The following is a 19,378-nucleotide window of genomic DNA, read 5'->3' as shown; positions in this document are numbered from 1 at the left end:
CCCCGACCATGCAGATGGCCGGGGTTTTTTGTATCTGGCGGAAGCTGGCAAGAGGTTCGGCTAATGCCAACGCGAGCGTCAATGGCAATTTGCACCAATCTATACGATCCATATATAATACGTATATATTTAATTGCTAAGTGTACATAATGGGTATAGTAAAGATTTCCGACGAGCTCCATGAGGAGCTGAGAAAGGCCAGCGGCGTCATGGCGCGTTCTATCAACTCCCAGGCCGAGTTCTGGATCAAGATGGGGATGATGGCCGAGCTCCATCCCCAGCTGTCTTTCAATCAGATCATGGCCGAGCTGCTCAAGTCGGCAGACGTGTCGGCCCAGCATGTCACCAGCGGTGAGACCAGTCCAGATGCAGAATAGGGTGCAGCTCAAGACGGTAGAAGAGATCGCCCTGATGCGCACCGCCGGGCACCTGCTGGCCAAGGTGTTTCAGATGCTGGATGCAGAGGTGAAACCTGGCCTCTCCACCATGGCCCTCAACGATCTGGTTGAGAACTATATCGTGGAGGAGCTCGAGGCCAGGCCCGCGAGCAAGGGGCAATATGGCTATCAGTATGTGCTCAACTCCTCGATCAATGAGGTGGTCTGTCACGGCGTACCTAAGGACAATCAGCTAATCGGCCCCAGAGACATTATCAACCTGGATATCACCCTGGAGAAGGGCGGCTTCATCGCCGATTCCAGCAAGATGTTTGTGATGCCTGAGGCTTCGCCCCAGGCGCGCAAGCTCTGCCAGGTAACCTATGAGGCGATGTGGGCCGGTATCGAGCAGGTAAGACCCGGCGCCAGACTGGGCAACGTCGGCCACGCCATACAGCGCCATGCCGAGTCCCATGGCTACAGTATCGTCAGGGAATACTGCGGTCACGGCATAGGCCGAGAGATGCACGAGGCTCCCGAGGTGTTACATTACGGCAGCCCGAACAAAGGCCTACTGCTCAAGGAGGGGATGGTCTTCACCATAGAGCCCATGGTGAACCAGGGCACGGCGAAGATTAAGACCAAGAAGGACGGCTGGACCGTTGTCACCCGGGACAAGAAGCTATCCGCCCAGAGCGAACACACAGTCCTGGTCACCGCCACAGGTTACGAGGTGTTGACCCTCAGACCAGAAGAGAAGCTGCCTTTTTCGGACTGAAAAGGTGACATTCTGATGTGTCGAGGGTCGCCGCGACCTAATCTTGTTGTAGCTGGGTCATTAAAATCGGGTCGTTTGCTTCCATGGCCGCATGGTTAACCTATCGCCTGCCCGGCGGGGGATGTGCAAGCACTCATTTGGCACGGTGAGCGAAGCATAGCTTAGTGCTCAGCGCACCATTTCTACAAACTGTTTTCTTCCTATCGCCAGACTGAGTAGCAGGCTGGTGATGAGTAACGGCCCACCCAGCTGCTCGGCCAGGCTCACCATGGCCAGTCCCAGGGCGATAAGCAAGTAATAGAGTAGGCCGAACAGGGCGCCGGCTGCCCCGGCCTGATCGCGATACTCCACTAAGGCTTGGCTGAGAATGTTGGGAATAGCAATGCCAAAGGCGGCGACGATCAATGCCATGGGTAACAGGAAGCCAAGATGGGTCTCGTTAAGATACACCCCAACAGCGCCGACTAAGGCCAGTAGGCTGGCTAGCCTTAGCAAACGAGGCTGCGAAGCCCCCCGCTGCAGTAAAGTTTTGTTTAGCGCGCTGCCGACCAGGGTGCCTATTGCCAGTGCGATGCCACTATAGCCAAAGGCCTGTGTGCTCAATCCCAGACGTTGAAATACAAAGGGACCCTGTAGATAGTAGCTAAACAGCAACACATTGAAACCCGCGACCAGCAAGGCGTTGTGCCAAATATTGCCATCTGTCGCCAGGCGCCTCATGAGTGCCCAAAGAGGAAGTGGCTGCCTGGTGGCCGGGCGCGTCTCGGGCAGGCACAGCAGACAGACGGCGTAGAGAAACACTGCCATCAGAGACAGGGTGAGGAATACCGCCGGGTAGCCGCCTAGGCTTGTTAGCAATCCGCCAGAGAGCATACCGACGACGGGGCTGATGGCGATCCCCATGCCCATATAAGCGAACACCTTGGCCAGCGCAGTGCCGTCGAAGCTGTCCCTCAACATGGTCTGGGTGACTACAGATCCCACGGCGGCGCCGAAGGCACTGAGGGCACGCATCGCCAGCAGCCAATGAAAACTGGGCGCCCATAGGGCTGCAAAGGCCGCGATGCCATAGAGCCCCAGCCCCAACAGCATGGTGCGGCGCCTGCCCAGGTGGTCGCATAGAATTCCCCAACACACCACGCCGAAGGCGAAGGCCAGGAAATAGATGGATAGCGTCTGGCCCGCCAGGGCCAATGGCACGTCAAAGTCCGCGGCAATGTGGGGCAGTGCCGGGCTGTAAAGGGTTTCCACTATCTGGGGAAACATCATCAGGATCACCATCAAGGGGATCGAGGGAGTAGTTTTCATGGTGCTAGACTCATCGTCATCGAAAGGATGTGCAGTCTAACGGCCTCTGCTATAGTCCCAATAATATGATTAAGACAATAAATGTTGGAATGAGGACAGATGGCGTTTATCGACGAGTCCTGTAAATTTGATCCCGATGCCTTAGAGGCCGAGGTAGTGGGGATCGCCGCCCGACTGGGACAACACGATTCGGGCATGCATAGTCATGCCAAGGCGCAGCTGCTCTATGCCCCTCAGGGGTGCATGACCATCACACTGGACGGATTGCACTGTGTGTTGCCGCCCACCCGTGCCGCCTGGATCCCGCCGGCGTGCCGTCACAGCGTGGTGATGAATCGGGTGGTGGATTACCGTTCCCTCTACTTTGCGCCGCAGTTGACGGGGAGCATTGCCAATCGCATTCAGATCCTCGAAGTGAATCCCCTGTTGCAGGCGCTGGTGGAGCGTATGGCCTTCTGGGCCTGGGACAAATCGGCGACGGCTATGGTGAATACCTATCAGCTGTTCTTCGAGGAGCTCTCCCAGGCCAAGGAGAGTCATCTGGTGTTGCCTATGCCAAGCGACAGACGCCTGCAAACCTGGCTTGCGGAACTTCAGCGTGCGCCATGGCATGTTCCGACCCTCAAGCAGCTAGGGCAGCAACTGGGCGCCAGCAGTAAGACCATCAGCCGTATCTTCACCCGGCAGACGGGAATGCCCTATCAAAACTGGCGTCAGCAGTGGCGGCTGCAACAGGCGATCGCCCTGCTCGCCACCGGCCATCAGGTGAACGACGTCGCCTATCGTCTGGCCTTCTCCAGCGACAGCGCCTTTATCGCTTTCTTCAAGCAACACACCGGCAGCACGCCGCTGCAGTATTTGCAGCCAAAATACTGATAAATAGCGGGTTTGACTGGCCGTTATTATTATCGGGGGAATTTTAGCTATTAAGCTTCTGGTAGATATGGATGTTTAGCTGAGTTATTTGACACCATGGCCGCATGGTTAACCTATCGCCTGCCCGGCGGGGGATGTGCAAGCACTCTTTTGGCACGCCACAAGCACATCCATGTGGGCTTCACGGCGGCGTCCATGCCGCCGAGAGCCAAAAGCGTGCTTACACCCCTATTTAAACGTCTCTTCGATTAAACGTTACCTGTTGCCGTTCAAGGTGGGGGTTACTGTTGTATTGCAAAACCCATTTTTATGACCAAAACCCATACTGTTCTGAATGCTTGTGATTGTAGTACCAGTCTTAACAAACTCCTTTAGGGAATGTTTTTTTACTCAATTGATTACCAAAGGCAGCCAAATCGAAGAGGCGTTAGATACCTTGTGCGAACACGATTTTGGCCTTCGAAATCATGGATGATTTCGCAGAGCATCCATGGATGGACTCGCTGCGTGCCAAAATAGTGTTTGCACATTAGCCCACCGCAGGTGGTAGGTGGCAAGGAAGGTTAGACTTCAAACGCACTTTATAAACAAATAGTCCGTCAAAAGCTAAATCTATTAGCCTTACAAACAAAGCCAAATCGAAGAGATGAAATGACCCGGTGTAGATGCAGCTGCGGACGTCGATGGCAGGGATGCCATCGTCGAGCCCACATGGAAGTGCTTGCGGCGTGTAGCAGCTGTATCTGCACAAAAGCGAGCCGCAGGCTATAGGTTGCAGCGAAGGTTAGACCTTCAAACTAACTTTATAAACGTCAGATTAGTTCCGCTTAACCCCACCGCAGGTGATAGGTTGCAATGAAGGTACAACCTTCCATTCCCGCCTAGAGAACGATGTCCCTGAGGGCAAAATTATCATGGGCCCCCAGCCAAAAGGGTACCCCAAACCCAAAGGGCATCAATGCCCAATTGCCCCCAAATGTTGTATCAAATACATCCTAATTTCGGTCGGCGTTTGGCTGACCCAGAATCCCCCGACATAGGCGATTAGCGGGATCATAAACAGCAGCAGTAACAGCATGATGGTGAGGCCGCGGGCGGAGAGCTTGATGCCGTTACGGGTGCTGAAGTGCAGCGCCTCCTGCTTAGGGCAGGCGGAGACGCAGCGCATGCAGGCCTGGCACTCGTCGGAGCGTACCGTGCCTTGCTCATGCACCTTGATGTTGGCGGGGCAGGCGCGGGTACACTTGTCGCAGTTCATCCCCTTGGTCTCGATGAGGCAGTGCTGGGTGCTACGGCGGATCTTAAACGGACTCAAGAAGCTGGTGAGGCCAAGCAGAGCGCCATAGGGGCAGATATAACGGCAGAAGCCCTGACGGCGCCAGGCGGCCAGCAGCAGTATGACGGCGAAGCAGGCCAGGGTGATGAGCCCAGGGGTGATGAAGAAGAGCGCCATCTTAAGGTCGGCTATCTTATGGTAGTTGCCCTCGAGATAGTGAGGAATACTGGCCGAAGGCATGCCAAGCACTATATAGAGCAGACCGGCCAGCAGCAGGTACTTGAGCATGCGCAGCGGCCAGTCGAGCCAGGCGGGCGGCAGCAGTTCACGCTTGATGAAGCGCTTTCTCAGCTTATACAGGTATTCGCCGGCGAGCCCCAGGGGGCAGGCCCAGCCGCAGAAGGCGCGTTTACACAGCAAACCCGTGAGGATCACTACGGTGAGCATCACAGCGGCGGCCGGATGGTTCTGATCCCAGATGCCCAGGGTGAGGATCGCCTTGAGTTCTATGGCGCCGGCGATGGGTAGAAAGGCGTCGCCCACGTCGGGCCGCATCAGGTAGGGCGTGATGCCCAGCTTGAGCATGACGGCATTGGCCGCGTACTGGATGCCAACCAGCAACATGGAGAGCGCCAGCAGGTGTTGTATACCCTCTCTGAGGGTGTTGGCGCGCACCTCGCCTTTGACGAAATCGCCTTGGTATCTGTTGGCGAGGGCCAACACGCCGGCGGCGAGGAGCAGGGCGACAAACAGTGGCCAGTAAAGGGTGACCAGCGCCGCGCCCAGCAGGGAGGCAGCGCTCACCACGGCACCCCAGCGTTTGCCGCTCCAGTAGAGTAGGCTGCAGCTGTAGAACAGGGCTAGTGTCAGGGTCAGGGATTCGATAAAACTCATTGCCAATAACCAGTTATGAGGCGGATATAGCTGAGAGTCGGGGATTTGGGCAGAGTTCTGGTGCGCTATCGCTTCTGTGCGCTGGCTCGCTAAAAAGCCTGATTGGCAGTGAATTTAGGTGATCTTGGTCCTAATGGCGTTAAAAAATCGGGGATAAAAAAGTGGGCATGGACAAGCGGGGATAAAAAAAGGCTGACACTCGTGTGCCAGCCAAAGGGAGAGGTTATTGGATGATGGCGCGGGCCTGCATCTGGTCGACGACGAAGCGGGTCAGTGCCTGAATGTTCTGCACCTCTGAGCCGCTGTCATTGGCGTCGATATCGGCCTGCCAGACGATCTGCTTGGCCTGCTTGTCGTAGACCTGTACATGCAGCTGCTGCTGGCCAGAACCTGCCCAATCGACGAGTGAGCCAATCTGAGTACCGGCTCCCGGCTCGCCGCCGAGCATGTAGACCCAGCCGCGGGTCTCCAGATAGTCGTCGTAGCCGTAGTCGTAGCCCGCGTCGGTGACGCTGAGGATCAGCAGCGCCTCGTTGGCCTGGCCGTCGGCGTAGGCCTGCAGCGCGGCCTCATCGGTGATCTTGGCGGCATCCGGCAGGCTTTCGAAGCTTGGGGTCGCGCTGACTTGGTGCTGAGCCAGGTCGTCGGCCAGTTGCCTCTCTACTATCTTGCGTGAGGCGGGATCCGTCTGGGCTGCCATCACCGTCAGGCTATGATATTGCTTGTTGAGCTGGTCGCTCAGTTGCTCGGAGGCGATCTCGTGGGGCAGGCTGCTGCAACCCGTCATCATGGCGATGCCGATACCGGCGGCGGTTAACATCTTGAATAGTTTGGCTGACATTGGTTTGTCCTCATCTAGCTGACTGTAGGCTGACTGACCGGTTTAATCACGGCCTGTTGTTTCGATGAGCTCATTGTATGTCGGCGCCGAAAAGGAGGGATTAAAGAACCTTTAACCTAAACTATAAGCTTTGGCGGTTGCTTTTCTTGGCAGCGTCTTGTGGAAGCTTCTTTTAAGAGAGAGGACTGGCTGGAATAGGTGACACGTTTCGGGGATGGTCGTTGTAAGCCTGGGGGACGACTAAATGGGAAGCGGTGTAACTGACGCGATGCCGTAAAAGAAAAGCCCTAACCTGGGTTAGGGCTTTAGGGCGTTACTTGTTGCCTTCCATCGACTCGATGAAGCGGTTGGATTCGGCAATCGACTTATTCATCTCTTTGATCAGGCTAGAGATATCCGTCTGCAGGCTGGCAAACTCGCCCTTGATGGCGCCTATGGCCTGGGCGTTGAGGTTATGCTTGAGGTAGAGCATGTTGTCTTTCATGGCGGTCAGGATGGGCGGCATCTTGCTCTCGGCGCGGCGCATGGTACGCACCAGCTGCTCGTAGGAGCGACGGGTTTCGCGTAGCTTGGTCTCGCTGTTGCGGCGCAGGCTGGCCTTGCTGATCTCGCCAATCTCCGCCTGCCATTCGTCAAACAGTGCCTCGGCTACATCTTCTACCTTGTCGATACGGCTGCTCACCTCGTCGGCGGCCTCCTGTGAGGACTCATATTCATCTCTGGCCTTCTCGTAGGCGCTCTGCAGATCGCCACCATCGTGGTTGAGCAGGGCCTGCATCTCTTCCAATGCCGAGCTAAATTGCGCCTGGGCCTCCTCTTGGGATTCCTTGGCGGCGTTGACCCTATCCACCATGATGTCGCGCTTATGGTAGCCCACCTTCTCCATGGCACCATAGTAGGCGCTCTGACAGCCGCTGAGCATGACGACGGCGCCCAGGGTTGCGGCAGTTAATAGTTTTCTCATCCTGACGATTTCCTTGTTAGACGGTTAGTCGGCCTTGAATTTAGCGGCGTCTATGATGCTCCACAGGTGAGCAATACCGCCTATGATGGCGGGGACGATCAACCACCACAGGGCGTAGCCGACTATGGTGACGACACAGAAGAGGAGTGCCGCGAGTATGCGTCCTTGTACTAATTGGCCCAGGCCAGGGAAAAAGAAGCTTGCGATGGCGGCAATCACGTTGCCGGCCGAACCTTGTTGGGACATCAATTTATTCCTTACACTTGTATCTAGTGTCTTTAAACTTGTAATCTTAATGTACCAAGATACGCAGTTAACCCTACTTGAATCAAGAGAATAACGTGATAAATAAAATAGATGTGAGCCTGCTTCGTTCGATCATGCTGGGTATCTGGCAATTCATGATACATCTAAAACAGCGTATCACGGAAGACCAGATAAATATGCGGGCGGGTCACCTGGCTTACGTTACCTTGCTCTCTCTGGTGCCTATGGTGGCAGTGACCATGTCTATGCTATCGGCCTTCCCCGTGTTTAAGGGGATCCGCAGCCATATCGAGACCTTCATCTACGAGAATTTTATTCCCTCTGCTGGCGACAGCGTGCAGATGTATATCAACGAGTTTGTGGCCAACGCCTCCAAGGGCACGGCCGTGGGTATCGGCGCCCTGGTGGTAGTGGCTATTCTGCTGATCTCCAATATCGACAAGTCACTCAACGGCATCTGGCGCACCACGGAGAAGCGCCCCATGGTGGTCTCCTTCTCCATGTACTGGATGGTCTTGACCCTGGGGCCCGTGCTGATGGGCGCCAGCCTGGTGGCCACCTCTTATGTGGTGTCGCTCAAGCTGTTTAGTGGCACAGATCTTAGCGGCGTGGTGCCCCTCCTGGTGGAGCGCCTGCCCATGTTTTTCTCTGTGGCCACCTTCCTGCTGATCTACATGGTGGTGCCCAATACCAAGGTGAAGTTTTTCCACGCCCTGCTGGGCGCCATAGTGGCGGCGCTGTTGTTTGAGCTGGGTAAGAAGGGCTTTGCACTTTATCTCACCGAGTTTCCCGCCTATGAGGCTATCTATGGCGCGCTGGCGACTATCCCTATCCTGTTTATGTGGGTGTATCTCTCCTGGATTATCGTGTTGATCGGCGCCGAGATCACCGCCGCCATGCCAGAGTACCTCGACAAGCGTCTGATGGACTTGGTGAATAAGGAGCTGGCGGACGATGAGTCGGAGATCCACTTAGATGAGCACAAAGGGTGAGTCCCGCTAAGTCGCATCCGCTGATCCGTCAGGATTGGATCGATGTCGGCGAGGGGCACCAGCTGTTTCTGGCACAATATGGTGATCCCCAGGGGATCCCTGTGCTCTATCTTCATGGCGGCCCCGGGGCGGGTTGTAACCCCCAGGAGCTGAGGCTGTTTATCGACCGTGGCTTTCATATCTATCTGCTGGATCAGCGCGCGGCGGGTCGCTCTAAGCCCTGCGGCGAGGTGGCCAACAACGATTTTCCCAGCCTGGTGAAGGATATCGAGCGGGTGCGTCACTGGGCGGGCATTGAGGCCTGGTGCCTGCTGGGAGGCTCCTTCGGCGCGACCCTGGGGTATCTCTATAGCTGCATCTATCCCGAGCGGGTGTTGTCGCAGATCTATTGGGGCATGTTTATTCCCTCTGCCGAGGGGATGGAGTGGCTCTATGGTCGTGGCGGCGCGGCGCAGATCTTCTCCAGCCAGTATCGCCAGTTTGCCGCTGGTCATCGCGATACCCTCGATAGCCTGTTTAGCCATTTCACTGACGGCTTTAACCATAGGGACGCCGAGGTGCGCCGCAACTGCGTGATGCGCTGGCTCAGTTGGGAGCTGGCCCTGGCGGTGCCCGGGTTCGAGCTGAGTGAGGCCCTGGCCGAGCAAGGCGGAGCCTTGGCGAGGGTGGAGCTGCATTATGCCCGCAACGACTATTTCGGCGGCTATCAGCTGATGAAGCGGGTGGGCGGCGATCTCACCTGCCCGACCATCATATTGCAGGGAGAGCTGGACTGGGTCTGCCCCCAAAGGCTGGTGGATGAGTTTCTGGAACACTACGGCCCCAGGCTATTAAGGTCACGTCTAGTTAAGGGGGGCTATCATACCCTCGCCGACAACAAGATGTGCCGGGCGGTCGCCGAGGCGGTGACTCAGATGGGGCGTTATCTGGCCGCCGGACGTTCCTAATCTATTGATGTCGCTTCGCCTAGCGTGGCGAGCAGTAATGAGCAATAAGCCTTAAAGAATAAGTAGTAAATAAACAGTGAGTCGCGTAAGCCAAGCTAATAGCTAAAAGGAAGCTGAATCATGAAGAAGAGATTAACCGCCGTGTTGGCGCTACTGGTGTGCAACCAAGTGTTGGTGACTGAAGTGTTAGCCACCGAGCGCACGCCTCAGCCTGTGCCCGAGCGGGTCTATTTTAGCGGCATGAGCGACGAGCTGGCCGCCGATGCCCTGTTGGTATCGTTGATCAACAAGAACTATCTGGCCAAGAAGGTTGGGCCTAATAAGGTGGGCGTACAGCTGGGGGATCATCAGTTTGTGTTGCAGCCGAGCCTGAACCCAGAGGGGATAGATCGCATACTGGCCAGCCGTTTCTACGCGGTGAGCCCTAAGCTGGTGGGGACTCAGGAGCTAATGGTGCTCATCGGCACCCTCAACCATAAGCTCAACTTCGCCAAGTTCACCCTGAGGGAGGAGGGCAAGGTGATTCAGGTACAGGGCGCGGCGACCTTCGTCGATACCCTGGAGCTGGAGGAGCTGCGTCGTTTCCTGATCTGGATCGACGATGCCCTGCTGCGTGTGGGTCAGGCGCTGCCTAACACCGCCGAGCAGCTGATCAAACCCATTCCCGTGATGCCGATGAATTAATCAATAGATAGCGTAAAGCATAGGAGTCGATAGGCCAGTGATAGCCTTAATACAGAGAGTCAAACAGGCCAAGGTGGATGTGGATGGCCAAACCATAGGCGCCATCGACAAAGGCCTGCTGGTATTGCTAGGCGTGGAGCGTGAAGACGACCAGGCCAAGATGGAGAAGCTCGCCACTAAGGTGATGAGCTATCGCGTATTTAGCGATGAAGACGGCAAGATGAACCTTAACCTCAAGCAGGTGGGCGGCAGCCTCTTGGTGGTGTCTCAGTTTACCCTGGCCGCCGATACCGGCCGTGGCCTGCGCCCGAGTTTTTCTGGCGCCGGTACCCCGGAGCAGGCGAAGCAGCTCTATCAAGCCTTTGTAGATTACTGCGCCGCCCAAGGAGTGCCTGTGCAGACCGGCGAGTTTGCCGCCGACATGCAGGTCAGCTTGATCAATGACGGCCCGGTCACCTTTAATCTGCAGGTGTGATCATCATGTCTAAGGCAGAAGAGCCAGAGCAGATACAGGCACTACTCGGGGAGCTGCAGCGCACCTGGCATCAGACAATCCCCGTCAGCGCCTTCATGCAGATAGCGCCTGAAGCCTATCGAGAGCAGACGCTGAGGGTGAGCGCGCCGCTGGCGCCCAACATCAACCTGCATCACACCATGTTTGCCGGCAGCATCTATACCCTGATGACGCTCACTGGCTGGGGCATGGTGTGGCTGCAGCAGCGCTTAGCCGGTGTCGAGGGCGATATCGTCCTCGGGCAGGCCGACATTCGTTATCTGGCGCCCGTGGGTGAGTCGCCCCTGGCGCGGGTAAGCTGGCCGGAAGCAGACTTAAGTGTGCTGGGGCGGGGGAAGCGTGCCAAGGTGAAGTTGGAGGTTGCCCTCTATTGCGGCGAGCAGTGCTGCGCCCAGTTTCAGGGGACCTATGTGAGCCTGCCGAAGGCGGATTAGCTCCCGGTCATCAGAGGTAAATAAATCCGCTCTCAGGCCACCTGAGGTTTGTGTGTTAGGCCTTCGGGGATAAATACGCTGACTGTCATATACAAAAAAAGCCTCACAATGTGAGGCTTTTTATTTCGCGAATCACCCTTGGGTGCGCAGAGTCTTATCCCTTAGGATAAACGTGTGCAACGCCTTTGTGACAATCTACACAGGTCTTACGTTTGTCAGCTTCTTTCTTGAAGTTGTTGGCGTGCATTCTCTTCGCCATCTTCTTCATGGTTTCAGGCTGGTCTTCGTAGATACGAGTGTGACAGTGCTGACAGTTAGCGCTGTCGTTAGCGCGGAAGTATTTCAGCGCCAGGTCAGCTTGCTCTTTACGGTTTTCATCCAACCACTCTTGAGTGTTGAATCCGTCGATAGTGAGGAAGCCGTATAGATCTTTAGAAACGATGATCTTCTTGATCAGGTAGTCAACTGGGCCGTGTGGCAAGTGACAGTCTTGACATTGTACAGTCACACCTGCACGTCCGCCGCCGTGAGCCGACGCCATCACTTCATCTCTCAGAGAGTGATTGCTGTGGCAAGACATACAGAAGGCATCTGTACTGGTTGCATGTAAAGTTTGTTGTGTCGCAAAGTAGCCCACAACACCGACTACAATACCCACCACGAGTAGGGCAAATATTGAGTATTTCGCGCTAGGTTTGAATAGTGCACGCCAGTTCATCACTCTATCTCCAAAATAATATGTTTATTATAAATATTATATTTAATGCATCTCTGTAGCTGAGAGTATAACCAGAAGACGCCGCTTGATCTGGCTTTAAAACCGTAAAATGAGAGCTAGCTCTAACTCTATCTTACCTAAGCAAGATTTTATGAAATTGCTCATAATATATGCGCATTTACTAAAGTTATAGCAAAGACCATGACATGACAAGTTTGTCTGGAATTTTACTATTTCGTAATGATTTTGTTGGATTTTCGAGGATAATTATCTATCGCTAATATGACGATTGTTCGCGAAGCCGGAAAATAATTTAATTGGTGCTGAACCTTTTCAAGAGATGTCTGTCTATCATGGTAATCCCGGTTCAATTAACGACATCTTTGCGCCCTATATGACACGTATCTTTGGCAAGTTTGTACTGATCATCGCCCTCCTGGGTCAGTTTATTCTGACACCAGCCATGGCCATGCCCAGCGCGCTCATGTCACTGATGCATGGTGGTCATATGGAGATGGCCCTCGACCAGGGCGATATGCGCTTAGCTCAGAACATGAACCCTGAGATGGCGCCGTCAACCCAAGCCTCAGCTAAGCATGAGACAGGGATGCAGATGTCCCATCAGGGTGAGCCCTGCAAGATGTCCGGCGATAACTCGCTGGTGGACTGCGAAGCCCTGTGCGCCGCCATGGGCCCAGGCGATTGCATGACCCACTGCGCCTCGACCTTAGGTAATCTGAGCGCCGCCGTACCATCTCTGACCATTCAGCCTTTGTCTGGTCCTATCGTCATCTCTGGCTGGTCGCTGCAGACCGCCGATCTCACTCCCCTATCACCCCCTCCCATTGGTTAATGGTTCGTCTTCACCCTGCGTTACGCACACGAACATGAATCTGCCGCGCCGTTGACTTAATTAGGCGTGGCCAAAGAATTAGCCAATTTGTCAGGCCTTTGCCTGATGGGAGTCGATTATGAAAACACGTCATTTCTTTAGCAGCCTATTTGCCGCCTTCGTTGCACTGACTTTAGTTAACACCGCCAGCGCCGCCAGCCTCACCCTACCCGATGAACTTCAGGTACAAGGCAGCGAAGTGCAAGTGGGTCATGAGCAGAGCGTGCTCAGCCTGGATGCGGGTAAACAACTGGTCGAACTGGTATATCGCGACATCTTTGCCGATAACGCCGACGATTCAGGCGCCTGGGTGACCTCAGAGCCCCTCTATCTCGCCTTAGATGTCAAAGGCGACGATGCCTATCGTCTTGTATTACCCGAGATAGTGACTCAGCAGGACGCCCAGGCCTTTGTTAATGCGCCTAAGGCCCGCCTGGTGTCACAAACAGGTCAACAGCAGGAATTAACCCTGATGAATCATCAACAACTGATGGAAAAGATCTGGTTAGCACAATAAGGCTAGCCTGAGGCTAGGGGCCTTGACTTGCAGGAAATGTGAGTTTTATCAAGGCCCAATCTTGATATCGTGATAGACTTGGATCATCTCATTATAGGGTTACACCATGCGTCGTACGCTTAGACACCACACATTAGTTGTCATCACACTGCTCGCTCTGCTGGGCCAGGTGTTAATGGCTAATGGTATGGCTATGGTCTCTTATGCGCAGGCGGATGAGCAGCCCATGATGCAGATGAATAACGGCGACGACTGTCATGATGACGGCGCTATGATGCAATCTCACTGCTGCGATGATGAGCAAAATGTGCTTCCCGCTGCTCAGCATTGCTGTGAAGGCAAAGGATTTTGCAAGGGAGATTGTAATCACTGCGTAGTGATCTCTGTGACAGGCACGCTGTTTACCGTTACGCCCTGGCCTGGTGTAGCCGGTTCCGAGTCTATCCTGGCCACTCAAATGCCTCATTTCCACTCTATCTCTTTAGGCTCAGCCTTCCGACCGCCGATCGCCTGATCCCTTGTGGTGCCCGGTTACGGCTGCCCGAGCTTAAATCGATAATCCTTTTGTTTTATTAAACGTTTCACTAGGTGTATTGGCGTAATAAACCCCTCAGTCTTGGAGTCTTTCCATCTGCCGGGTACGCCTCAATATTTACTTCACTGATGTTTAACGAAAAATGAATTATATTAGCCGCATATTAATTAGCTTAATTTAACTGTTTTAGGCTTAAGTCGCGCAAGCGTTACGCGTGTTATGCGGTCATCCTTTGATGGAGTCCATAGATGAAAACCCTGATCAGTCTGATTTTAACTGCGTTTATCTTTGTGAGTACGGCCCCAGTGGTCTTCGCCGAGCAGCATCATGCTGTGGCGGCCGAACAAGGTTATGACTGCCCGATGCATCCCGAAGTGAAAGGCGCCAAGGGCGATACCTGTCCTAAGTGCGGCATGAACCTTGAGCCAGCGGCGCACCACGCCATGGCCAAACACGATGGCAAGGACTGCGACAAGTGTCCTCACCATCAGCATGCCAAGGCCGATAAGGCGGGCGGTTATGAGTGTCCTATGCACCCTGAGGTGAAAGGCGCCAAGGGTGATACCTGTCCTAAATGCGGCATGAACCTGGAGCAGGTCAAGTCGGCTAAGGCTGGCAAATCATGCGACAACTGCCCTAAACATCAGCATCAGATGGCCAAGCAAGGCTATCACTGCCCCATGCATCCCGAAGTGAAGGGGACGAAAGGGGATTCATGTCCTAAGTGTGGCATGTTCCTCGAGCCTGTGGCGAGCGCCGAAAGCGGTCACAAGCATCACTAGTTCATGAGTGGAGATGAGGCATTATGAGTCAGGTAAATTCGAAAAACAGAGGCCAAAAGCTCGCTTATCTTTTGAGTCTATTTATGGTGGCGACCCCGCAGTTGGGTCATACTCAGGCGCTCGAGGCCAAGGCTAGCCAAGGCCATGAGGCCCATGTGCATCAGGCGGGGGAGAAGACCTATGTCTGCCCCATGCACCCTGAAGAGACCAGCCATGAGCCGGGAAGTCGTTGTCCCAAGTGCAACATGTTCCTGGTCGAGCTGGAAAACGATACAAGCGAGACCAGTTTAACGGCCGGCCATGAGGTGACTTATGTCTGCCCCATGCACCCAGAGGTGACCAGCCATGAGCCCGGCAGCCGTTGCCCTAAGTGCAACATGTTCCTGGTGGCCGAAGAGGAAGAGGAGTCGACCAGTACTAAGGTTGAGCCCGAGATGGATCACAGCCAACACGATCCCCTGGCCCAGGCCAAGCCCGCGCCGCTCACCGGCGAGCCGTCGATCAAATATGTCTGCCCCATGCACGCCCATATCGTCAGCGATGTGCCCGGCACCTGTCCTATCTGCGGCATGAACCTGGAAAAGGTGGAGATGTCATCAGATACCCAACAGATAGAGATAGATGTCTCTGGCAGCATGCAGCAAGCCCTGGCACTTAAGGTCGCCAAGGCGGAGAAAGATACCCTATGGAAGTTTGTCCAGACCGTGGGCCAGATAGGTTATGACGAGAGCCAGATCAACCATGTACACGCCAGGGTCAACGGCTGGATAGAGAAGCTGGCCATCACCTCAGTGGGTGACAAGATCTCTAAGGGGCAGCTGCTGTATGAGATCTACTCGCCGGATCTGATCAACGCCCAGGACGATTACCTGCTGGCGCTGAGCAGCCTGCAGAGCTCCAAGGATAGCCGCAACTACCAGGATCTGGTGCGCAAGGCGGGGCTACGCCTCGAGCTGCTGGGGATGAACCAGGCGCAGATCAAACAGCTGGCCAAGAGCAAGCAGACCCAATATCGGGTGCCCTTCTACGCCAAGGCCGACGGCATCGTTAAGGCGCTGGCGGTGCGTGACGGCATGTATATTCAACCCGCCACAGAGGTGATGTCTGTGGTGGATCTCTCCAAGGTGTGGGTGATCGCCGACGTGTTCGAGAATGAGCAGAGCTGGCTGGCGATAGGCCAACCCACAGAAGTCTCAGTGCCCGCCATGGATCTTAAGGGGATCGAGGGCAAGATCGACTACATCTACCCCGAACTGGACCCCGTGACCCGCAGCCTCAGAGTGCGTATCGTACTGGCCAACAGTGAGGTGGCGCTGCGCCCCAACACCCTGGCCAAGATAGAGATCTACGGCGGCCCGAACGAGGATGTGCTGGTGATCCCGCAGGAAGCCCTGATCCAGACCGGCAAAGAGAACCGGGTCATCGTCAAGCAGGGTGACGGCAGCTTCCTGGCCCGCAAGGTCACAGTCGGCATGATGTCTCAGGGTAAGGCGGAGATCTTGAGCGGCATAGAGGAAGGTGAACAGGTGGTGACCTCGGGTCAGTTCCTACTCGATTCCGAGGCGAGCCTGAAGGGCAGCCTGATGCGTCTTAGCAGCGGTCATCAGCACTAGGGGGCGCTATGTTAAAGAAAATTATCGAGGCCTCCATCGCCCAGCGATTGATGGTGTTGATCATCGCGCTGATGATCACCGTCTGGGGCGTGCAGGAACTGAGAAAGACGCCTTTGGATGCGCTGCCGGATCTATCGGACGTGCAGGTGATCATCAAGACGCCTTATCCGGGTCAGGCGCCCAAGCTGGTGGAGGAGCAGGTGACCTACCCTCTGTCGACCGCCATGTTGGCGGTACCCGGTGCCAAGACAGTGCGGGGCTACTCCTTCTTCGGTGACTCCTATGTCTATGTGATCTTCGAAGATGGCACAGATATCTACTGGGCGCGTTCACGGGTGCTGGAATACCTGAGCCAGGTCAGCAGCCGCTTGCCCCAGGGGCTTCAGCCATCGCTGGGGCCAGACGCTTCGGGTGTCGGCTGGATCTATGAATATGCCCTGGTGGATCGCTCCGGCAACCTGGATCTTTCACAGCTCAAGAGCCTGCAGGACTGGTATCTTAAGCTCGAGCTACAGAGCGTGGCCGGGGTGTCTGAGGTGGCGACCGTCGGCGGCATGGAGCAGACCTATCAGATAGTGATCGAACCCGACAAGCTGGCTATCTACAAGCTGGATATCGCCGCGGTGAAGAACGCCATCAACAAGTCCAATACCGAGGCGGGCGGCTCAGTGATCGAGATGGCCGAGGCCGAATATATGGTGCGCGCCAAGGGCTATCGTCAGACGTTGGATGACTTCAGGGAGATCCCTCTGGGGGTCACCAGTCCCTCTGGCACCGCTTTACTACTCAAAGATGTGGCGACCGTGCGCAAGGGGCCAGCCTCACGGCGCGGCATTGCCGAGCTCGATGGTGAAGGCGAGGTGGTCGGCGGCATTATCGTGATGCGCTACGGCGAAAACGCCCTAGCCACCATAGATGCGGTCAAGGCTAAGCTGGAGCAGCTCAAGGCGGGTCTGCCACAAGGGGTGGAGATCATTCCCACCTATGACAGATCTGAGCTGATCAACAAGTCGGTGGACAACCTGTTCCACAAGGTGATCGAAGAGATGCTGGTGGTGGGCCTGGTGTGTCTGCTGTTCCTGCTCCATGCTCGCTCGACCCTGGTTGCTGTGATCACCCTGCCGCTGTCGATTCTGATCGCCTTCATCGTGATGAATAAGATGGGGGTGAACGCCAACATCATGAGTCTGGGCGGTATCGCTATCGCCATCGGCGCCGTGGTGGATGGTGCCATCGTGATGATCGAGAACATGCACAAGCATCTGGAGCACTTTAAGGATGAGTACCGCAGGGATCCGGACAACAAGGAGCACTGGCATATCGTTGCCAAGGCCTCCATCGAGGTCGGCCCGGCGCTGTTCTTCTCGCTGCTGATCATTACCCTGAGTTTCGTGCCCGTGTTTGCTCTTGAAGCCCAGGAGGGGCGCCTGTTTAGCCCTCTGGCCTACACCAAGACCTTTGCCATGGCCGCGGCGGCGATTTTGTCGATCACCTTAGTGCCTATCCTGATGGGCTACTTTATTCGCGGCAAGATCCCCAAGGAGACCAGCAACCCCATCAGCCGTGTGTTGATTGCCCTCTATAAGCCTGCGCTCAATCTGGTGCTGCGCTTCCCCAAGATCACCCTGATGCTGGCGGTGATTGCCCTGGGCAGCGCCTGGTATCCTGTGACCAAGATGGGCAGCGAGTTTATGCCTGAGCTGGAGGAGGGGGATCTGCTCTACATGCCGACGGCCCTGCCTGGCATCAGCGCCAGTAAGGCGGCCGAGGTACTGCAACAGACAGACAGACTGATCAAGACGGTGCCCGAGGTGAAGCGGGTGTTCGGTAAGGTGGGACGCGCCGAGACGGCGACCGACCCCGCGCCGCTCACCATGCTGGAGACTACCATCATGCTCAAGCCAAGAGAGGAGTGGCGTGAAGGCGTCGACCTCCAAGGGGTGATCGACCAGCTGCAGAAGACGGTCAAGGTGCCTGGTCTGACTAACGCCTGGGTGCAGCCGATCAAGACGCGTATCGACATGCTCTCTACCGGCATCAAGACCCCTGTGGGGATCAAGATCACCGGCGCCGACGTCAACGAGCTGCAGAAGGTGGGGGCCGATATCGAGGCGATCCTCAGCCAGCTGCCCAATACCAAGTCGGCCTATGCCGAGCGGGTGGGTGGTGGCCGTTACGTGGATATCACGCCCAAGCTGGATGTGGCCTCACGCTACGGCATGACCCTGACCGACATTCAGGATGTGGTGCGTTACGCCATCGGCGGCATGGATATCGGCGAGTCGATTCAGGGGGCCGAGCGTTACCCGATCAACCTGCGTTATCCGCGGGCGCTGAGAGACAATATCGAGAAGCTCAGGGAGCTGCCGGTGATCACTAAGTCGGGTCACTATCTGCCGCTGCGCAACCTGGCCGATATCGAGATCACCGACGGCGCGCCTATGCTCAAGAGTGAGAACGGCCGCCTGATCTCCTGGGTGTTTGTGGATATTCAAAACACCTCGATCGGCGAGTATATCGAGGAGGCCAAGTCGGCGCTGGATCAGCAGCTCAAGGTGCCACCGAGATACAGCTACAGCTTTGCCGGCCAGTATGAGTATATGCAGCGGGTCGATGCCAAGCTGAAGAAGGTGATCCCTATGGCCCTTGGGGTGATCTTTATCCTGCTGATGATGACCTTCGGCTCGCCGCTTCAGGCCTCTATCATCATGTTGAGTCTGCCTTTCGCCTTGGTAGGCAGCACCTGGTTGCTGTTCGCGCTGGATTTCAACATGTCGGTGGCCGTGGCGGTAGGGATGATCGCGCTGGCCGGGGTGGCGGCGGAATTTGGGGTGGTGATGTTGGTCTATCTCAATAATGCCATCAAGCACCGTAAAGACACTGGCGGCTACGAGTATGTGGCGGATCTCAAGGAGGCTCTGATAGAAGGTGCCGTGATGCGTATTCGTCCCAAGGCGATGACGGTAGCGACCATCTTCTTCGGCCTATTGCCCATCATGTGGGGCGCAGGCTCGGGTAACGATGTGATGCAGAAGATCGCCGCGCCTATGGTGGGCGGCATGATCACAGCGCCGCTGCTGTCGCTGTTTGTGCTGCCGGCCCTCTATCTGCTGATCTATGGACGTCGCCTCAAGCACTCTGCCGAGGCTTGATTCGGATATTGATTAGT

The 19,378-nt window shown here is 55.7% G+C and carries 20 protein-coding genes; 14 read left to right on the top strand and 6 right to left on the bottom strand.

All coding sequences use genetic code 11. The features are described 5' to 3' along the window. Positions 1–149: 149 nt before the first annotated feature. Both K0J45_RS18230 and map read left to right on the top strand, forming a co-directional pair. Entirely contained in the window at positions 150–377 is a 228-nt protein-coding gene (locus tag K0J45_RS18230; RefSeq protein WP_220043578.1) for a ParD-like family protein, read from the top strand. Beyond that, a complete protein-coding gene (gene map, locus K0J45_RS18225) occupies positions 367–1,155 on the top strand; it encodes a type I methionyl aminopeptidase (protein WP_220043577.1) in 789 nt (262 codons plus the stop codon). Before K0J45_RS18230 ends, map begins: the two co-directional genes overlap by 11 nt. A gap of 168 nt (positions 1,156–1,323) precedes the next feature. On the opposite strand, the gene K0J45_RS18220 is transcribed toward map, so the two are convergent. Beyond that, positions 1,324–2,463, bottom strand: a complete 1,140-nt coding sequence (locus K0J45_RS18220; RefSeq protein WP_220043576.1) for a multidrug effflux MFS transporter — start codon at positions 2,461–2,463, stop codon at positions 1,324–1,326. Positions 2,464–2,562: 99 nt separating this feature from the next. Between K0J45_RS18220 and K0J45_RS18215 the strand changes: the two genes are divergently transcribed. Further along, positions 2,563–3,339: an AraC family transcriptional regulator gene (locus K0J45_RS18215; RefSeq protein WP_220043575.1), complete on the top strand. Its 777-nt coding sequence runs from the start codon at positions 2,563–2,565 to the stop codon at positions 3,337–3,339. 955 nt (positions 3,340–4,294) lie between these two features. On the opposite strand, the gene K0J45_RS18210 is transcribed toward K0J45_RS18215, so the two are convergent. From K0J45_RS18210 to K0J45_RS18195, 4 genes are all read right to left on the bottom strand, one after another. Next, positions 4,295–5,509: a 4Fe-4S binding protein gene (locus K0J45_RS18210; protein ID WP_220043574.1), complete on the bottom strand. Its 1,215-nt coding sequence runs from the start codon at positions 5,507–5,509 to the stop codon at positions 4,295–4,297. 223 nt (positions 5,510–5,732) lie between these two features. Further along, on the bottom strand, positions 5,733–6,350 hold the full coding sequence (locus K0J45_RS18205) for a hypothetical protein (protein WP_220043573.1): 618 nt from the start codon (positions 6,348–6,350) through the stop codon (positions 5,733–5,735). Between the two features lie 313 nt (positions 6,351–6,663). After that, entirely contained in the window at positions 6,664–7,314 is a 651-nt protein-coding gene (locus tag K0J45_RS18200; RefSeq protein WP_011867342.1) for a DUF2959 domain-containing protein, read from the bottom strand. 24 nt (positions 7,315–7,338) lie between these two features. Beyond that, positions 7,339–7,560 carry a hypothetical protein gene (locus K0J45_RS18195; protein WP_011867341.1) on the bottom strand — a complete coding sequence of 74 codons (222 nt, stop codon included), beginning with the start codon at positions 7,558–7,560 and terminating at the stop codon, positions 7,339–7,341. A gap of 134 nt (positions 7,561–7,694) precedes the next feature. Here K0J45_RS18195 and K0J45_RS18190 point away from each other — a divergent pair, with 134 nt between their 5' ends. The 5 genes from K0J45_RS18190 to K0J45_RS18170 all read left to right on the top strand — a co-directional run bounded on the left by K0J45_RS18190 (position 7,695) and on the right by K0J45_RS18170 (position 11,152). Then, positions 7,695–8,573 carry a virulence factor BrkB family protein gene (locus tag K0J45_RS18190; RefSeq protein WP_434086971.1) on the top strand — a complete coding sequence of 293 codons (879 nt, stop codon included), beginning with the start codon at positions 7,695–7,697 and terminating at the stop codon, positions 8,571–8,573. Beyond that, entirely contained in the window at positions 8,570–9,520 is a 951-nt protein-coding gene (locus tag K0J45_RS18185) for an alpha/beta fold hydrolase (protein WP_220043571.1), read from the top strand. Before K0J45_RS18190 ends, K0J45_RS18185 begins: the two co-directional genes overlap by 4 nt. Before the next feature lie 120 nt (positions 9,521–9,640). After that, positions 9,641–10,204: a hypothetical protein gene (locus tag K0J45_RS18180; protein WP_220043570.1), complete on the top strand. Its 564-nt coding sequence runs from the start codon at positions 9,641–9,643 to the stop codon at positions 10,202–10,204. 37 nt (positions 10,205–10,241) lie between these two features. Continuing rightward, a complete protein-coding gene (dtd, locus tag K0J45_RS18175) occupies positions 10,242–10,679 on the top strand; it encodes a D-aminoacyl-tRNA deacylase (protein WP_220043569.1) in 438 nt (145 codons plus the stop codon). Between the two features lie 5 nt (positions 10,680–10,684). Continuing rightward, entirely contained in the window at positions 10,685–11,152 is a 468-nt protein-coding gene (locus K0J45_RS18170; protein WP_220043568.1) for a thioesterase domain-containing protein, read from the top strand. A gap of 154 nt (positions 11,153–11,306) precedes the next feature. Here the strand turns inward: K0J45_RS18170 and K0J45_RS18165 are convergent, their stop codons facing one another. Further along, positions 11,307–11,870: a NapC/NirT family cytochrome c gene (locus K0J45_RS18165; RefSeq protein ID WP_220043567.1), complete on the bottom strand. Its 564-nt coding sequence runs from the start codon at positions 11,868–11,870 to the stop codon at positions 11,307–11,309. A gap of 340 nt (positions 11,871–12,210) precedes the next feature. Here K0J45_RS18165 and K0J45_RS18160 point away from each other — a divergent pair, with 340 nt between their 5' ends. From K0J45_RS18160 to K0J45_RS18135, 6 genes are all read left to right on the top strand, one after another. Continuing rightward, positions 12,211–12,723, top strand: a complete 513-nt coding sequence (locus K0J45_RS18160; RefSeq protein ID WP_220043566.1) for a hypothetical protein — start codon at positions 12,211–12,213, stop codon at positions 12,721–12,723. Positions 12,724–12,841: 118 nt separating this feature from the next. Further along, positions 12,842–13,279 carry a DUF2057 family protein gene (locus K0J45_RS18155; protein WP_220043565.1) on the top strand — a complete coding sequence of 146 codons (438 nt, stop codon included), beginning with the start codon at positions 12,842–12,844 and terminating at the stop codon, positions 13,277–13,279. Between the two features lie 106 nt (positions 13,280–13,385). Beyond that, positions 13,386–13,793: a hypothetical protein gene (locus tag K0J45_RS18150; RefSeq protein WP_220043564.1), complete on the top strand. Its 408-nt coding sequence runs from the start codon at positions 13,386–13,388 to the stop codon at positions 13,791–13,793. A gap of 269 nt (positions 13,794–14,062) precedes the next feature. After that, positions 14,063–14,596, top strand: a complete 534-nt coding sequence (locus tag K0J45_RS18145; protein ID WP_220043563.1) for a heavy metal-binding domain-containing protein — start codon at positions 14,063–14,065, stop codon at positions 14,594–14,596. A gap of 23 nt (positions 14,597–14,619) precedes the next feature. Then, the gene (locus K0J45_RS18140) at positions 14,620–16,209 is read left to right on the top strand and encodes an efflux RND transporter periplasmic adaptor subunit (RefSeq protein WP_220043562.1); all 1,590 of its coding nucleotides are present in this window, start codon (positions 14,620–14,622) and stop codon (positions 16,207–16,209) included. An 8-nt stretch (positions 16,210–16,217) separates the two neighbouring features. Then, a complete protein-coding gene (locus tag K0J45_RS18135) occupies positions 16,218–19,361 on the top strand; it encodes an efflux RND transporter permease subunit (protein WP_220043561.1) in 3,144 nt (1,047 codons plus the stop codon). The last annotated feature ends 17 nt before the right edge of the window (positions 19,362–19,378 follow it).

The sequence above is a fragment of the Shewanella alkalitolerans genome, assembly GCF_019457575.1.
Taxonomy (GTDB): domain Bacteria; phylum Pseudomonadota; class Gammaproteobacteria; order Enterobacterales; family Shewanellaceae; genus Shewanella; species Shewanella loihica.
The sequence above is the reverse complement of the archived record's forward strand: the minus strand, read 5'-3'. Positions and strand labels throughout refer to the sequence as shown.

Excerpts from the sequence above, each read along its gene's own strand:
- K0J45_RS18230 (WP_220043578.1), top strand. The coding sequence starts at position 150 with ATGGGTATAGTAAAGATTTCCGACGAGCTCCATGAGGAGCTGAGAAAG.
- map (WP_220043577.1), top strand. The coding sequence starts at position 367 with ATGCAGAATAGGGTGCAGCTCAAGACGGTAGAAGAGATCGCCCTGATG.
- K0J45_RS18220 (WP_220043576.1), bottom strand. The coding sequence starts at position 2,463 with ATGAAAACTACTCCCTCGATCCCCTTGATGGTGATCCTGATGATGTTT.
- K0J45_RS18215 (WP_220043575.1), top strand. The coding sequence starts at position 2,563 with ATGGCGTTTATCGACGAGTCCTGTAAATTTGATCCCGATGCCTTAGAG.
- K0J45_RS18210 (WP_220043574.1), bottom strand. The coding sequence starts at position 5,509 with ATGAGTTTTATCGAATCCCTGACCCTGACACTAGCCCTGTTCTACAGC.
- K0J45_RS18205 (WP_220043573.1), bottom strand. The coding sequence starts at position 6,350 with ATGTCAGCCAAACTATTCAAGATGTTAACCGCCGCCGGTATCGGCATC.
- K0J45_RS18200 (WP_011867342.1), bottom strand. The coding sequence starts at position 7,314 with ATGAGAAAACTATTAACTGCCGCAACCCTGGGCGCCGTCGTCATGCTC.
- K0J45_RS18195 (WP_011867341.1), bottom strand. The coding sequence starts at position 7,560 with ATGTCCCAACAAGGTTCGGCCGGCAACGTGATTGCCGCCATCGCAAGC.
- K0J45_RS18190 (WP_434086971.1), top strand. The coding sequence starts at position 7,695 with ATGCTGGGTATCTGGCAATTCATGATACATCTAAAACAGCGTATCACG.
- K0J45_RS18180 (WP_220043570.1), top strand. The coding sequence starts at position 9,641 with ATGAAGAAGAGATTAACCGCCGTGTTGGCGCTACTGGTGTGCAACCAA.
- K0J45_RS18170 (WP_220043568.1), top strand. The coding sequence starts at position 10,685 with ATGTCTAAGGCAGAAGAGCCAGAGCAGATACAGGCACTACTCGGGGAG.
- K0J45_RS18165 (WP_220043567.1), bottom strand. The coding sequence starts at position 11,870 with ATGAACTGGCGTGCACTATTCAAACCTAGCGCGAAATACTCAATATTT.
- K0J45_RS18160 (WP_220043566.1), top strand. The coding sequence starts at position 12,211 with ATGTCTGTCTATCATGGTAATCCCGGTTCAATTAACGACATCTTTGCG.
- K0J45_RS18155 (WP_220043565.1), top strand. The coding sequence starts at position 12,842 with ATGAAAACACGTCATTTCTTTAGCAGCCTATTTGCCGCCTTCGTTGCA.
- K0J45_RS18150 (WP_220043564.1), top strand. The coding sequence starts at position 13,386 with ATGCGTCGTACGCTTAGACACCACACATTAGTTGTCATCACACTGCTC.
- K0J45_RS18145 (WP_220043563.1), top strand. The coding sequence starts at position 14,063 with ATGAAAACCCTGATCAGTCTGATTTTAACTGCGTTTATCTTTGTGAGT.
- K0J45_RS18140 (WP_220043562.1), top strand. The coding sequence starts at position 14,620 with ATGAGTCAGGTAAATTCGAAAAACAGAGGCCAAAAGCTCGCTTATCTT.
- K0J45_RS18135 (WP_220043561.1), top strand. The coding sequence starts at position 16,218 with ATGTTAAAGAAAATTATCGAGGCCTCCATCGCCCAGCGATTGATGGTG.